The organism is Lentzea sp. NPDC036955 (assembly GCF_055608005.1).
This window is the reverse complement of record NZ_JBVJRC010000009.1, coordinates 49,861-63,766: the sequence shown is the minus strand read 5'-3', so window position 1 is coordinate 63,766 and position 13,906 is coordinate 49,861. Positions and strand designations below refer to the sequence as shown.

Sequence of the window (13,906 nt, the reverse complement as noted above, 5' to 3'; positions counted from 1 at the left end):
CCCGCGACTTCGTTGATCCAGCACGTGGACGCACCGAGCTCCGGGAAGGCCTCGACAGATGACACGCACGGCCACCGCACCACTTCACCGCGACCCGTCCCTGCCGCTGCCGGTCGCGCAGGCCGCGGGCTGGACCGACGCGGACGTCCGTGCCGTGGACACCGTCCGCGTGCTGGCCGCCGATGCCGTCCAACAGGCGGGGAACGGCCACCCCGGCACCGCGATGAGCCTCGCACCGTTGGCCTACCTGCTGTTCCAGCAGGTGATGCGGCCACGATCCCGCCGACGACCAGTGGCTCGGCCGCGACCGGTTCGTCCTGTCCTGCGGCCACACGAGCCTGACGCTGTACGCGCAGCTCTACCTGAGCGGCTACGGGCTGGAACTGACCGACCTGGCCTCGTTGCGCACCTGGAACTCCGCCACGCCCGGCCACCCGGAGTACCGCCACACCCGCGGTGTGGAGATCACCACCGGACCACTGGGCCAGGGGTTCGCCTGCGCGGTGGGCATGGCGCTCGCTGCTCGCCGCGAACGCGGACTGCTCGACCCGGACGCCGCGCCGGGGCAGAGCCCGTTCGACCACCACGTGTACGTCCTGGCCTCCGACGGCGACCTGATGGAGGGGGTCACCGCCGAGGCCTCCTCGCTCGCGGGGCATCAGGAGCTCGGCAACCTCGTCGCGTTCTACGACGCGAACCACATCTCCATCGAGGACGACACCGACGTCTCCTTCAGCGAGGACGTGGCCGCCCGCTTCGCCGCCTGCGGCTGGCACGTCCAGTCCGTCGACTGGACCAGCACCGGCCGCTACGTCGAGGACGTGGACGCGGTGCTCGCCGCGGTCGAGGCGGCGAAGGCGGACACCGGCCGTCCGTCCCTGATCGTGCTGCGCACCGTCATCGGCTGGCCCGCGCCCACCCTGCAGAACACCGGCAAGGCGCACGGGTCCGCGCTCGGCGCCGAGGAGGTCGCCGCCGTCAAGACCCTGCTCGGCTTCGACCCGGAGCGCAGCTTCGCGGTGGAGGACGAGGTGCTCGCGCACGCCCGTGCGGTGCTGGACCGCGGTGCGGCCGCCCACGAGCGCTGGGAAGCCGGCTACGCGCGCTGGCGCACCGCGAACCCGGACCGCGCGGCGCTGCTGGACCGGTTGCGCGATCAGCGGCTTCCGGACGGCTGGACCGACGCCCTGCCGGTCTTCCCCGCCGACCCGAAGGGGATGGCGACCCGCACGGCGTCGGGCAAGGTCCTCTCGGCACTGGCTCCCGTGCTGCCGGAGCTGTGGGGTGGATCGGCCGATCTGGCCGGGAGCAACAACACCACGATGGACGGCGAACCGTCGTTCGTCCCGATGGGCAAGCAGACCACGAAGTGGCAAGGCGGTCCCTACGGGCGCACCCTGCACTTCGGCATCCGCGAACACGCCATGGCCGCCGCGCTCAACGGCATCGCGTTGCAGAGCCTGACCCGCCCGTACGGCGGTACGTTCCTGGTCTTCAGCGACTACCAGCGGCCCGCGATCCGGCTGGCCGCCCTCATGCAGCTGCCCGTCACCCACGTGTGGACCCACGACTCGATCGGGCTGGGGGAGGACGGACCCACGCACCAGCCGGTCGAGCACCTCGCCGCGTTGCGCGCGATCCCCGGTCTGGACGTCGTGCGCCCGGCCGACGCCAACGAGACAGCGGTGTGCTGGCGGCGGATTCTGGAGAACCGGGACCGTCCCGCCGGTCTGGTCCTGACGCGGCAGGACGTCGCCGTGCTCGACCGCGGTCCCGGCGGCCTGGCCCCGGCGGAGGGCGCCGCGCGGGGCGGATACGTCCTCGCCGGACCAGGAGAGCCGGACGTGGTCCTGGTCGCGACCGGGTCCGAGGTGCAGATCGCCCTCGACGCCCGCGCGTTGCTCGCAGAGGACGGCGTCGAGGCCCGCGTGGTCTCGATGCCCTGCCTCGAGTGGTTCGCCGCGCAGGAACCGTCCTACCGGGACGAAGTGCTCCCGCCGGGCGTGCGGGCCCGCGTGAGCGTCGAGGCCGCGGTCGCCCAGGGCTGGCGCGACGTCGTCGGCGACGCCGGCCGGATGGTGTCGCTCGAACACTTCGGCGCCTCCGCCGACCACCGCCGCCTCTACGAGGAGTTCGGCGTCACCGCCACTGCGGTCGCGGAGGCCGCGCACGACTGCCTGCACGACGCGGTCACGTCGGTCCGCCCGGGAGGTGTGCAGCGCAGCACCGCGCCCACCACCGGCGGCACCGGCGACCGCCCCGCCTGAACCACCAGGATTTCCCGACCACGGAGGCATCATGGCCACGGGCCACGACCCGCTCACCGAACTCGCCGCCGCAGGCGTGTCCATCTGGCTCGACGACCTGTCCCGCGAGCTCCTCTCCGACGGCCGCCTGAAGGCGCTGGTCGCGGACCGCGGGGTCGTCGGCATCACCACCAACCCGACGATCTTCGCCTCCGCGCTGGCACGCGGCGAGCGCTACACACCGCAGCTCAGGCGCCTCGCGGAGGCAGAGGCGAGCGTCGAGGACACGGTCTTCGCCATCACGACCGACGACGTCCGGGCGGCCTGTCAGGTCCTGCGCCCGGTGTACGACCGCACGGGCGGTGTCGACGGCAGGGTGTCGCTGGAGGTCGACCCCGGCCTCGCCCACGACCCGCAGGCCACCGTCGACCGCGCCCGTCTGCTCTGGTCGGTGGTGGACGAGCCGAACCTGCTCATCAAGATCCCGGCCACCACCGCCGGACTGGACGCGATCACCGCGGTCATCAGTGAGGGCATCAGCGTCAACGTCACGCTCATCTTCTCCCTGGACCGCTACCGCGAGGTGGTCGACGCCCACGTCACCGGTCTGGAGGCGGCCCGGCTCAACGGGCACGACCTGGCCGGCATCCACTCGGTGGCCTCGTTCTTCGTCTCCCGCGTGGACACCGAGATCGACGCGCGCCTCGACGCCATCGGCACCGACCGCGCGCTCGCGGCCAAGGGAAAGGCGGCGATCGCCAACGCCCGCCTCGCCCACGAGATCCACGTGTCGAGCCTGACCACGCAGCGCTGGCGCCACCTGGCCGAGGCGGGAGCCCGGCCACAACGGCCCCTGTGGGCCTCCACGGGGGTGAAGGACCCCGCCTACCCGGACACGATGTACGTGTCCGAACTGGCCATCCCGGGCACCGTCAACACCATGCCCGGGCCCACCCTGGAAGCCTTCGCCGACCACGGCTCGGTACCACCTCTCGTGCCGGGGGAGCTCTACGGCCCCGCCCGCGACGTGCTCAGCGAGATCGGCCGGCTCGGGATCGACTACCGCGAGGTCACCGACGAGCTGGAACGCCAGGGGGTCCGCAAGTTCACCGACAGCTGGGACGAGCTCGCGGACACCGTCCGCGGTCAGCTCGGCCGTGACCTGACCGAGGAGATGTCATCAAAGCGCTGACATGGCAAGGCAATGAGAACGTCGAGGTCGTCGACGTGCCGGACCCGCGCATCGAGGAACCGACCGACGCGGTCGTCCGGGTCACCTCGACCGCCATCTGCGGATCGGACCTGCACCTGCACGGGGTGCTGGGGCCCTACCTGAAACCGGGTGACGTGCTCGGCCACGAGGCGATGGGCGTCGTCGAGGAGGTGGGCGCCGAGGCGGCCGGCCACCTCAAGGTGGGCGACCGCGTCGTGGTGCCGTTCAACATCTCGTGCGGGCACTGCTGGATGTGCCGGCGCGACCTGTTCGCGCAGTGCGAGACGACGCAGGTGCGCGGCGAGGGCAAGGGCGCGAGCCTGTTCGGCTACACCTCGCTCTACGGTTCGGTGCCCGGCGGCCAGGCCGAGTACCTGCGGGTGCCGCAGGCCCAGTTCGGGCCGATCGTCGTCCCGGACGGCACACCCGACGACCAGTTCCTGTTCCTGTCCGACATCCTGCCGACGGCGTGGCAGGCGGTGCGGTACGCCGACGTGCCACCGGGCGGCACCGTCGCCGTGCTCGGCCTCGGCCCGGTCGGGCAGTTCGCCGTCCGGATCGCGCGGCTGCTCGGCGCCGGCCGTGTGATCGGCGTGGACCGGGTGCCCGAACGTCTCGCGCTGGCCGAACGGCACGGCGCGGAACCCGTCGACTTCGACGAGTTCGGCGGCTCCGACGAGCTCGCCGCCGCGCTGGTCGAGATGGTGGACGGCCGCGGTCCGGACGCCACCATCGACGCCGTCGGCATGGAGGCGCACGGCGGGGGTGCCGTCGCCCTGGCGCAGAAGGTCGCGGGACTGCTCCCCGACGCGCTGGCGCAGAAGGTGGTCGACAAGCTGGCCGTCGACCGGCTCGACGCCCTGCACACCGCTCTGAAGGGCGTGCGGCGCGGCGGCACGGTGTCGGTGTCCGGTGTGTACGGTGGAGAGCTCGACGCGATGCCGATGATGGAGATGTTCGACCGCGGTATCCAGCTGCGCATGGGACAGGCCCCCGTGCGCCGCTGGACCGACGACATCCTGCCGTTCGTGCTCGACCCGGCCGATCCGCTCGGCACCCTGGACCTGACCACGCACCGCCTCCCGCTCGCCGACGCCGCGCACGGGTACGAGGTGTTCCGCGCCAAGAGCGACGGCTGCGTGAAGGTGGTGCTGAACCCGTGACGGGGCGCGTCGTGCTCGTGGTCGGGGCCAGCAGCGGGATCGGGCTCGCCGCGGCGACGGCGTTCGCCTTCCGCGGGGACGACGTCGTGCTGGTCTCCCGCAGCGGAGAGGCGCTCGACGCCGCGGAGAAGGCCTGCCGCGCGGTGGGCGTGGCCGCGGTGGACGTCGTCGTCGACGACGTCGGAGATCCCGCCGCCGCCGACCGGATCGTCACGAAGGCGCTGGAGCTGCACGGCCGCATCGACGTCGTCGTGCACACCGCCACGGTGATGGCCTACGGACCCGTCGAGTCGATGCCCGCGGCCGTGTTCACCTCGGTCGTCGACACCGCGGTCCACGGCACGCTCCACCTCGCCCAAGCGGTCCTGCCGGTCCTGCGGCGTCAGCGCACGGGGGTGTTCATCGGGGTGAACTCACTGCTCGGCTCGATCACCGTTCCGCGGATGGGCGCCTACACCGCGGCCAAGTGGGGCCAGCGCGCGCTGCTGCGCACCCTCCAACAGGAAACCCGCGACGAACGAGGCGTGCACGTGTGCATCGTCAGCCCCGGCAGCGTCAACACCCCGGTGTACGACCAGGCCGCCAACTACGGCGGACGTGCGGCACGCCCACCGGTCCCGGTGCTGAGCCCGGATCGCGTCGCCGCCGCGATCGTGCGCCTGGCCGACCGGCCGCGCCGGCACGTCTCCGTGCCGGTCGGCCCGGCGAACCCGTTGATCGTCTCGGCGTTCCGCTGCCTGCCGGAGCTCTACGACCGGCTCGTCGGGCCGCTGTTCCGCCTCGCGGCACTGACGAGGGAGACGGTCTCACCCACCTCCGGCAACGTGTTCGAGCCGGTCGCGGCACGGGAGAGGGCGTACGGGCGTTGGCCGGCCAGGCGGCGCCGGTGGTGACGGCGGTGCCCCCGTGACGTGCGGTGGTGGTCGGGGGCGGTGGCGTCCGGCGTATCGGTGTCCGGGGCGGCGGCGGGGGAGCCGCCGCGCTCACCTCGGTGTCGACCCCGTCCGCGCGCGGGAGGACCGCGACCCGACCACCGAGGTACCGGCACTGCGGGCGTTCACCGCCGTGGAGTAGGTGCGCACCAGGTCGGAGGCGACCCGCTGCCACGAGTACCGCGCCTGTGCCCTGTCGTGTCCTGCGACGCTGAGCAGATCGCGGTACGTGCCGTCGGCGAGCAGGGCCCTCAACGCCTTGGCGGTCGCCTCCGGTCGGTCGCGCGGGACCAGCACCCCGGTCAGCCCGTCCACCACGAGGTCGACCAGACCGCCGACCGGGGTGGCGAGAACAGGAGTGCCACAGGCCATCGCCTCCAGCGCCACGCCACTGGACGACTGGTGCCTCGGCGTGCACACCACGACGTCAGCGGACCGCAGCAGCACGGGCAGCTGCGCGTAGGGCACGTGGCCCGCGAACACGACGCGGTCGCCGACACCCGTCGAACGGGCCAGCGCGAGCAGCCTCCTGCTCTCCGCGTCACCGCGGACGTCGCCCTGCGCGCCCCCGCCGGCGATCACCAGCTCTGTGTTGTCCACAGTGGACAGGATGCGGATCAGGTCGTCGAACCCCTTGTGCGGCAAGAGCCTGCCCACCGAGACGATCCTGCGCGGAGGATTCCGGTCGGTGGTCCCCTGTCCTGCCGCGAACAGGTCGAGATCGACGCCGGTGGGCACCACGACGAGCTTCGACCGGTCCACGCCCATCCCCAGCACGGCCCGGGCCTCCGCGGACGAGGTCGCGACGACGCGGGTGGCCTCGTGACCGACGAGCCGCTCCACGGTGCGGCGTTTGGTGGAGTCGCGGTCCGTCGCACAGCGGTCCTGCGGTTGCGCCGGGCCCAGCGAGTGGTACGTCTGCACGACGGGCACCAGGCTCCTCCGCGCGCTCAGCACGGCCGCGATGCCGGACTGCCAGCCGTGGGCGTGGACGACGTCGGGGCGCTGCGAGGTCCAGGCGCGTTCGAGGAACTCGACGAAGTCGCCCGCGTGGCCGAGGACCTCCTCCGCGTCCAGCGCCGCGGCCGGCCCGGCCGGCACGTGCACGACCTCGTAGCCCTGCGGGGTCCGCACGTGCTGCGGAAGGTGCGGGTGGTCGCGCCGCGTGTAGACGACGACCCTGTGGCCGAGCGCGGCCAGGGCGGCGGCGAGCCCCGCCACGTGGCGGCTCTGGCTCCCGGAACCGGTCGCACCCGGATCGGTCAGCGGACTGGCTTGCTGGGACACGAGCGCGATCCTCTTGCGCGTGAACGCGATCGACTCGGTGCTGACGCCCACGGCGTTCTCCTCACGACGAGGTGATGAGACCGCGGGTCCGGGCGGTTGTTCCTTGTTACCAGCGAGATCAGACTACCCGGACCCGGTGGGTCCCACACGCGGTGACGCGGTGAGCGCAGCCCGCGGTCGACGTGCGGGCGACGTGAGTCGGAATCACACGTCGGAAGGACGACGCCGCACCGAGAGCAGGTCCTCGGGCCGCAGCTCTCCGACGACGAGCTCCCTGGCCACGTCGGCCAGGCGGCGACCGCCGTTGCGCGCATAGCTGCGCAGTGTGTGGAACGCCTGCTCCATCTCAAGATCCCTGGCGAACGCCAGCACCCCCTTGGCCTGCTCTATGGCGACCCGGCTGTTCAACGCCGTCTGCAGCTGCTCGGTGACGACCTCACCGCGCCGGATCGCGCGCTCCTGCAAGATCCCGATCGTCGCCGTGTCCGCCAGCGCGCGCACGACCAGCAGGTCCTCGTCGTTGAGCAGCCCGGTCTCGCGGCGCAACCTCATCGGCACCGCGTGCACGGAGGCGAAACCCTCCTCGACGGCGCGCGGTGCGAACCGGGGCCACCGCCGCACCTCCGTCGTCAGGTCCGCGACCAGCACAGCCTCACCGCTGTGCACGCAGTCCATGCACGGGCCCTCGCTCGCCTGGAGCTGGAACAGCTCGAGCATGTGGGTCTGGGCCGACGAGTAGGCCACCACCCGCAGGCCGCCGTGCTGGTCGGACAGCATCAACCCGGCCGCCGTCGCATCCAGCAGGTGGACGCAGTGCTCGACCAGCCGGTGCAGCACGTCCACCACGTCGTAGTCGTCGACGAGCGTGTCCGCCAGCTGGACGAGCGCCCTGAGCAACCGCGACTCCCGCTCTGTCGTGGACAGTGCGTTATCGCTCATCACCAGCTCCTGTCTTGGTCTTCCTGCGGTGGGTGCCGCCCAGGACGGGAGTGCTGTGTCGTACGTGGTCATGTGGCGAGCTCCAGCGGTGACAGCTTGCGGCTCGTGATGTCCCTGGCGATCTCGTCCAGCGACCTGCCCCTCGCGAAGGCGTAGCCCCGCAACCGGGACAGCGCCTCCTCCGCGGGGACGCCGAGGGCGGCGATGAGCATGCCGGTCGCCTGGTGGACCTGTTCGCGACCGGGTGCCATGACGCTGCGGAGGCCGGTGGTGTCGTCGACCTCGCCCAGGAGCAGACCGAGCAGCACCGCGGTCACGACGTCGACCACCTCCAGCGCCATGGTGAGCTCGTCAGCCGAAAGCCAGCCGGGCTGCCTGCGGTAGAGGTCGAGCGCGCCGATGCCGATCGCCCCCGCCTGCAGCGGGAACGCGAAGATCGCGCCGATGGGCAGCGCGGCGATGGCAGCCGCGAACACCGGCCACTCCAGGACCGACGCACGGGGCAGGTCGGGAACCAGCACGGGTTTGCGGCTCGCTAACGCCTCGAAGCACGGGCCCTCGCCCAGGGTGAACTGGACGTCCTCGATCTTCGTCGCGATCTCGTCGCTGGCGTACAACGTCTCACGTTCCCGCGGGCTGCTCATCACCGAGATCGAGGCGCCGTCGACCGGCAGCACGTCCACGCACGCGCGGATCACGCGCGCCATGGTGTCGAGCCCGCTCCCGCTGTCCCGAAGCGCGGCCATCACCGCCGCTCGTGCGTCGCTCACCGACCGATGCGGCCCATCAGGTGCGCGCACCTTCGCTCACACCGCCGAACAACGGCCGGTCGTCCACGGCTGGCACAGCATTCCTCCACCACGTCGACTGATTCCAGTCGCTCGTGGACGTAGCGAGGTCTGGGCCCACGCCTTGCGTGACCGCATCAGGTTTAACTTCTTCTCCGTACTGCGCGCATGCCCGCGGCGCGCAGTACGGTCTCGCCGGCGGCTTGCGGGCGCGTCGCCGGGCAGGCTCCGCGGTCGCCACCCCGCCGTTCCTCACCCGCCGACCAGGTCGTGCCGTGTTCTCGCACTCCCGGTGCGAGAACACCGACAGCGGCATCAGCGGGGAAAGGTGTGGGGGTCGCGGCCGCGGGGGTAGACGTCGTGCTCGCTGATCACCCCGTCGCGGCCCCGGACGATGTGGTCCACCGCGTGCACGATCGCCATCTCACGACCGTTCGCGGCCGCGTCCTGCTTGGTGAGGTGTGTGCTGGAGACCTGGTCGTTGCCCTGGACCTTGTTCTTCCACCGGCCGTCTTCGAAGTAGGTCTCGATGTCGCCACGCATGGGCTCTCTCCCGTCGGGGTCGCTCGGTCGAGTACCCCGGACGTCGAGCGGCACACCACTCGCGCTCCATCGGCGTGATCAGCCGTGCCGGCGGTGAACGAGGAGTACGCGAAGTCGGTGGCCTGCTCGACCAGCGCACGACGCTCGGTCCGGCTCGGCGCGGCGGGTGGTGGCACCGGAGCCGGCGAGCGGCCACCGCGCACGTCAAAGCCCGGCCGGGATCGGTGGACCCAGGCCGGGCTTCGGTGTGACCAGCTCAGTCCGACGAGCGGACCGGCAGCCGACGCAGAACTAGGCGGGAACGACGTTGTCCGCCTGCGGGCCCTTCTGACCCTGAGTGACCTCGAAGGAGACCTTCTGGCCCTCCTGGAGCTCCCGGTAGCCCTGCGCGGCGATGTTCGAGTAGTGGACGAACACGTCGGCGCCGCCGCCGTCCTGCTCGATGAAGCCGAAGCCCTTTTCGGCGTTGAACCACTTCACGGTTCCGGTAGCCATGTGCACTCCTGTGATGAGTTGGCATCCGCACTGTCGCGGGTGCCTGGGGATCATCCGCCACGGCCTGCGGAAACGCTGAAACAGCAAAAAGCCCGTGATACTGATCACGGGCGAGTTCTACTTCGTAACCATGACTGATGGGGACCACCCTACACCATGATCTCCGGTTGGCGCGAACGCCCGGCCGAATTCGATCAAGTCCGCAGGTCGTGGTCGTGTCATACGCCCTCGCCGACTGGAGCCGCTGGGGCCGGTGGTGACCTCAGGTCGAGGGTCACGAGGACCGAGTTCGACACCGCCGCCGCACCGAGGCGGCAGCGCGGGACCCGACGTCCCGCTTCCGCATCGCGCGGGCGACGTGGTGTTCGGCGGGGCGTGGTGACAGGAACGGCTCGTCGGTGATCCGCCGGTCGGTGCGCCCTGTGAGGCCGTGGAGCACCCACCGGTACCGGCGCGTCCGGTGCGCGTCCAGTCGAGGGCCGCCTCACCTCGGGCGCCCGGCGCGGGCCTCTACGGTGATGCCGTGGCCGACACCCGACAACGCCTGATCGACGGCGCGATCGAGACCATTCGCACGCACGGTTTGACCGGCACCACGGCGCGCAGCATCGCGGCCACCGCCGGGGTCAACCAGGCGCTGGTCTTCTACCACTTCGGCACCGTCCACGACCTGCTCCAGGCCGCGTGCCTGGCCGCCACGCAGGCGCGGGTCGAGCTGTTCGCCGAGCGGCTCGAGCAGATCACCGACCTGCGCCGGCTCCTGGAGCTGGGCCGCGCGCTGCACGCCGAGGAACGGGCGCAGGGCAACGTCATGGTGCTCGCCCAGCTGCTGGCCGGCGCCCAGACCGACCCCCGGCTCGCCGAGGCCACCGCGGCGTCCCTGCGGTTGTGGATCAACCCGATCGAGCGGGCGCTGACCCGGTCGCTGGCCGGCTCCCCGGTCTCCGACCTGATCGACACGGCGGGTCTCGCCCGTGCGGTGAGCGCCGGGTTCATCGGGCTGGAGCTGTACGAGGGCGTCGACCCGGACGGGTCGAAGGCGGCCATGGACGCCCTCGACCGGCTGGCCGTGCTCATCGAGGTGGTGGACGACCTCGGGCCGATCGCGGTGCGCGCGCTGCGCTCCAAACTCCGCAAGACGGCCGGGAAGGCGAAGTAACCCCAGCTCAACGCCCTGTTTGAGCATCTGCTCAAATCCGGCTACCCTCCTGTTTGAGCAACTGCTCAAAAAGGAGGGGGTGCCATGGCGCGGCGGCGGACGCTCTACGTGGAGACGGTGATCAGGGCTGACCTCGACGACGTGTGGCTGCGGACCCAGGACCCGCACCAGCACCAGCGGTGGGACCTGCGGTTCACCACGATCGACCACCTGCCGAAGGCGGACCAGGACGCGGAGCAGCGCTTCCGGTACTCGGTCCGCGTCCTGCCCGGTCTGGAGGTGGACGGGACCGGGGTCAGCGTCGGTGAGCGGGTCAAGGCCGACGGCTCGCGGACGTCGGCGCTGCGGTTCAGCTCGGCGCACCCGCTGTCCCCGATCCGCTCCGGGTCGGGGTACTGGCGGTACGTGCCGACCGCTGCGGGGGTCCGGTTCCTCACCGGCTACGACTACCGGCCCGGCTGGGGGCGGCTGGGGGCGCTGGCCGACCGCCCGTTCCGCCTGCTGATGGGGTGGGGGACGGCCTGGTCGTTCGACCGGCTCCGGCTGTGGCTCGAACGCGGCGTCCGTCCCGAGGTGTCGTTGCGGTGGGCGCTGCTGGACGCGGGCACGAGGGCTGGTGTCTGCGCCGTGGCCTGGCTGTCCGGGCCCGCCGTGCTCGCCGCGGCCCTCACCCTCGCCGCCCTGCTGGCTCCGCCGCTGCCGTCCACCCCGGCCGCCAGGAGGTGCCGGCGCACGCCGCCGGACCGCCGGTCGTCGACGGCGCCCTCGACCCTGCTGACCTTGGAGCACCCGTGACGTCGATCTTCCAGCGCGCCCTCGGCGCCGACTTCGACCGCCTGCACCCGCAGCTGCAACGCCGGTTCGGCTTCACCAGCGACGACGGCATCGCCTGCGTCGGCACCGGCACGATGGACCGGGTGTGGCACGGGCGCGGCTTCACCCGGCCGTTCCTGTGGCTCGGGGCCAAGCGCCACATCCTGCTCCCCGGCCACGGCAGCGACGTCCCCTTCACCATCGAGAACTACCCCTACCGCGACTCGCTGGGCCGGGAGACGATGACGTTCGTCCGCACCTTCGCCTTCGAGCGGCCCCGGCGGTGGGACGCCACGATGATCTACAGCCCCGAACGCGGCCGTGTCGTGGACTACCTGGGCACCCACCAGCACGTCTCGGTCGACCTCGACCTGTCCGTGGACGACCGCGGCGGGCTGCTGATCCGCAGCGGTGAGCAGCGCTTCCACGAGGGCCCGCTCCACTTCCGCGTCCCCGGCCTGGTGACCGGCGCCGCGACGGTCCGCGAGTCCTACGACGAGGACCTCGGCCGGTTCCGCATCGACGTCGAGGTGACCAACCACCGGTTCGGGCCGCTCTTCGGCTACCGCGGCACCTTCACCTGCGCCTATCCCGAAGGCGGGCGCGTGCCGGACGCCGTCAGGCCGGTCCGGGAGCAGGCCAGGGTCTGACGGCGCTCAGGGTCGCGGGAGCGCGGCGAGCGCGCTCTCCGCGACCGCCTCCAGGAAGCGCGCGTCCTTGCCCGCCTTGCCCAGGGCCTCCATGCCGCGCAACACCGTGAGCACGAGCGCGGCCAGCCGGTGCGGGTCGGCGCCGGGGGAGAGGTCGCCGTGGCGCTGACACGCCTCGATGTCGGCGACCAGGAGGCGTTCGAGCTCGTCGAACGTCCGCAGCGCGCGGGCCGCGACGACCGGGTCGTGCTCGGCCAGTTCGGCGGTGCCCTTGGCGAGCAGGCACCCGCGGTGCGCGGTGTCCGCGGCGACGGAGGCCGCGATGCCGTGCACGTGGGCGGTCAGTCGCGCGAAGGCCTCCTCGTCGGGGCCGGTCAGCTCGCGGCGGACCCCGTCCTCCGCCTGCGCGCAGTAGTCGTCGAACACGCGGTGGAACAGCTCCTGCTTGCCGCCGAAGGCGCCGTACAGGCTGCCCTTGCCCAGGTCGGTGGCCGCGGCGACGGCGTCCATCGTGGTGCCGGCGTACCCGGCCGACCAGAACTGGTCGCGTGCGGCGGCCAGGACGGCTGACTCGTCGAACTTCCGCGGACGTGGCATGCCTCATCGTACCCAGTTCTTGACTGAATCGTCCATAAGTGCCTACGTTATGGACGAACCAGTCAAGAACTAGGGAGTGGTGCTTCATGTCCGGTGTGCTCGCCGACAAGGTGGCCGTGGTGACCGGCGGCAACAGCGGGATCGGGTTGGCCATCACGCGCAGGTTCGTCGCCGAAGGCGCACGGGTCTTCGTCACCGGCCGCAGGCAGGAGCAGCTCGACGCGGTCGCGGCCGAGCTGGGTGACGCGGTCGTGCCCGTGCGGGCCGACGTCGGGAAGCTCGCCGACCTCGACGCCCTCTACGCCGTCGTGCGCGAGAAGGCGGGGCGGATCGACGTGCTCGCCGCCAACGCGGGCGGTGGCGTGATGGCGCCGTTGGAGGAGATCACCGAGGAGCAGTTCGACAGCACGTTCGCCGGCAACGTCAAGGGTGTCATCTTCGGACTGCAGAAGGCGCTGCCGCTGCTGTCGCCCGGTGCGTCGGTGATCGTCACGGGCTCGACCAGCTCGCTCCGGCCGGACCCGGGGCTGGAGGTCTACGGCGCCTCGAAGGCCGCGGTGCGCAACCTCGTCCGCAGCTGGGCGCGCGACGCGAAGACGCGCGGCTTCCGCGTCAACGTGCTCAGCCCCGGCCCGACCGAGACGCCGGGCCTGGTCGGCCTGGTGGCGGAGGACCAACGGTCCGGGTTCCTCGACGAGCTCGCGAGCGCCGTGCCGCTGGGCCGGGTCGCCGACCCGGACGAGATCGCCGCGGCCGCGCTCTTCCTCGCCTCGGACGCCGCGAGCTTCGTCAACGGGGCGGAGCTGTTCGTGGACGGCGGCTACGTCCAGGTGTGACCGCGGCACCGGGTGCCGGTGTCCTCCCCGGTGGGCAGTGGCGGCAGGTCGCAGGGGCCGCTCCGGTGGTCGTGCAGGGCCGGCCGCCGTGCTCGCGGTGCCGCACCCACGCCGGTTTCGTCTTGTCCGTGCGGGACATCTCGTTCCTCCGGAACCAGCCACCCGTGCTCCCGGACCCTCCGGGCGGGCGGCTGGGGCGTCCGCTTCACCGCGCCCACCTCCTGCCGATCCGCACCGCCCACGTC

13 protein-coding genes and 1 pseudogene are annotated in these 13,906 nt (G+C 72.0%); 8 read left to right on the top strand and 6 right to left on the bottom strand.

Annotated elements, in window-relative coordinates:
* Nucleotides 1-58 precede the first annotated feature (58 nt).
* The 4 genes and pseudogenes from tkt to ACZ7CF_RS29580 all read left to right on the top strand — a co-directional run bounded on the left by tkt (nt 59) and on the right by ACZ7CF_RS29580 (nt 5,515).
* A pseudogene (gene tkt, locus ACZ7CF_RS29595) lies at nt 59-2,267 on the top strand (transketolase).
* 31 nt (nt 2,268-2,298) lie between these two features.
* The gene (gene tal, locus ACZ7CF_RS29590) at nt 2,299-3,438 is read left to right on the top strand and encodes a transaldolase (protein WP_470371095.1); all 1,140 of its coding nucleotides are present in this window, start codon (nt 2,299-2,301) and stop codon (nt 3,436-3,438) included.
* Nucleotides 3,426-4,622, top strand: a complete 1,197-nt coding sequence (locus ACZ7CF_RS29585; protein WP_470371285.1) for a zinc-dependent alcohol dehydrogenase — start codon at nt 3,426-3,428, stop codon at nt 4,620-4,622. The genes tal and ACZ7CF_RS29585 overlap by 13 nt, the downstream gene beginning before the upstream one ends.
* On the top strand, nt 4,619-5,515 hold the full coding sequence (locus tag ACZ7CF_RS29580) for an SDR family NAD(P)-dependent oxidoreductase (protein WP_360393138.1): 897 nt from the start codon (nt 4,619-4,621) through the stop codon (nt 5,513-5,515). The genes ACZ7CF_RS29585 and ACZ7CF_RS29580 overlap by 4 nt, the downstream gene beginning before the upstream one ends.
* Before the next feature lie 90 nt (nt 5,516-5,605).
* Here the strand turns inward: ACZ7CF_RS29580 and ACZ7CF_RS29575 are convergent, their stop codons facing one another.
* From ACZ7CF_RS29575 to ACZ7CF_RS29555, 5 genes are all read right to left on the bottom strand, one after another.
* Nucleotides 5,606-6,892 (bottom strand): glycosyltransferase, encoded by a 1,287-nt coding sequence (locus tag ACZ7CF_RS29575; RefSeq protein ID WP_470371094.1) that lies wholly within the window; start codon nt 6,890-6,892, stop codon nt 5,606-5,608.
* Between the two features lie 153 nt (nt 6,893-7,045).
* Nucleotides 7,046-7,780 (bottom strand): ANTAR domain-containing protein, encoded by a 735-nt coding sequence (locus tag ACZ7CF_RS29570; RefSeq protein WP_470371093.1) that lies wholly within the window; start codon nt 7,778-7,780, stop codon nt 7,046-7,048.
* 68 nt (nt 7,781-7,848) lie between these two features.
* Complete coding sequence (locus tag ACZ7CF_RS29565) at nt 7,849-8,550, bottom strand: GAF and ANTAR domain-containing protein (RefSeq protein ID WP_470371092.1); 702 nt, start codon at nt 8,548-8,550, stop codon at nt 7,849-7,851.
* Nucleotides 8,551-8,883: 333 nt separating this feature from the next.
* Complete coding sequence (locus ACZ7CF_RS29560) at nt 8,884-9,111, bottom strand: DUF2188 domain-containing protein (protein WP_360393150.1); 228 nt, start codon at nt 9,109-9,111, stop codon at nt 8,884-8,886.
* Between the two features lie 291 nt (nt 9,112-9,402).
* Nucleotides 9,403-9,606: a cold-shock protein gene (locus ACZ7CF_RS29555; protein ID WP_086661517.1), complete on the bottom strand. Its 204-nt coding sequence runs from the start codon at nt 9,604-9,606 to the stop codon at nt 9,403-9,405.
* 523 nt (nt 9,607-10,129) lie between these two features.
* On the opposite strand from ACZ7CF_RS29555, the gene ACZ7CF_RS29550 reads away from it, so the two are divergent.
* The 3 genes from ACZ7CF_RS29550 (at nt 10,130) to ACZ7CF_RS29540 (ending at nt 12,228) form a co-directional block, all read left to right on the top strand.
* Nucleotides 10,130-10,765 carry a TetR/AcrR family transcriptional regulator gene (locus ACZ7CF_RS29550; protein WP_458431497.1) on the top strand — a complete coding sequence of 212 codons (636 nt, stop codon included), beginning with the start codon at nt 10,130-10,132 and terminating at the stop codon, nt 10,763-10,765.
* Between the two features lie 84 nt (nt 10,766-10,849).
* A complete protein-coding gene (locus tag ACZ7CF_RS29545) occupies nt 10,850-11,560 on the top strand; it encodes an SRPBCC family protein (protein ID WP_470371091.1) in 711 nt (236 codons plus the stop codon).
* Nucleotides 11,557-12,228 carry a DUF4166 domain-containing protein gene (locus ACZ7CF_RS29540; protein ID WP_360393159.1) on the top strand — a complete coding sequence of 224 codons (672 nt, stop codon included), beginning with the start codon at nt 11,557-11,559 and terminating at the stop codon, nt 12,226-12,228. Before ACZ7CF_RS29545 ends, ACZ7CF_RS29540 begins: the two co-directional genes overlap by 4 nt.
* A 6-nt stretch (nt 12,229-12,234) precedes the next feature.
* Here ACZ7CF_RS29540 and ACZ7CF_RS29535 read toward each other — a convergent pair whose 3' ends face one another.
* Entirely contained in the window at nt 12,235-12,825 is a 591-nt protein-coding gene (locus tag ACZ7CF_RS29535; protein WP_360393161.1) for a TetR/AcrR family transcriptional regulator, read from the bottom strand.
* A gap of 86 nt (nt 12,826-12,911) precedes the next feature.
* Between ACZ7CF_RS29535 and ACZ7CF_RS29530 the strand changes: the two genes are divergently transcribed.
* Nucleotides 12,912-13,661 (top strand): SDR family NAD(P)-dependent oxidoreductase, encoded by a 750-nt coding sequence (locus ACZ7CF_RS29530; RefSeq protein WP_360393164.1) that lies wholly within the window; start codon nt 12,912-12,914, stop codon nt 13,659-13,661.
* The last annotated feature ends 245 nt before the right edge of the window (nt 13,662-13,906 follow it).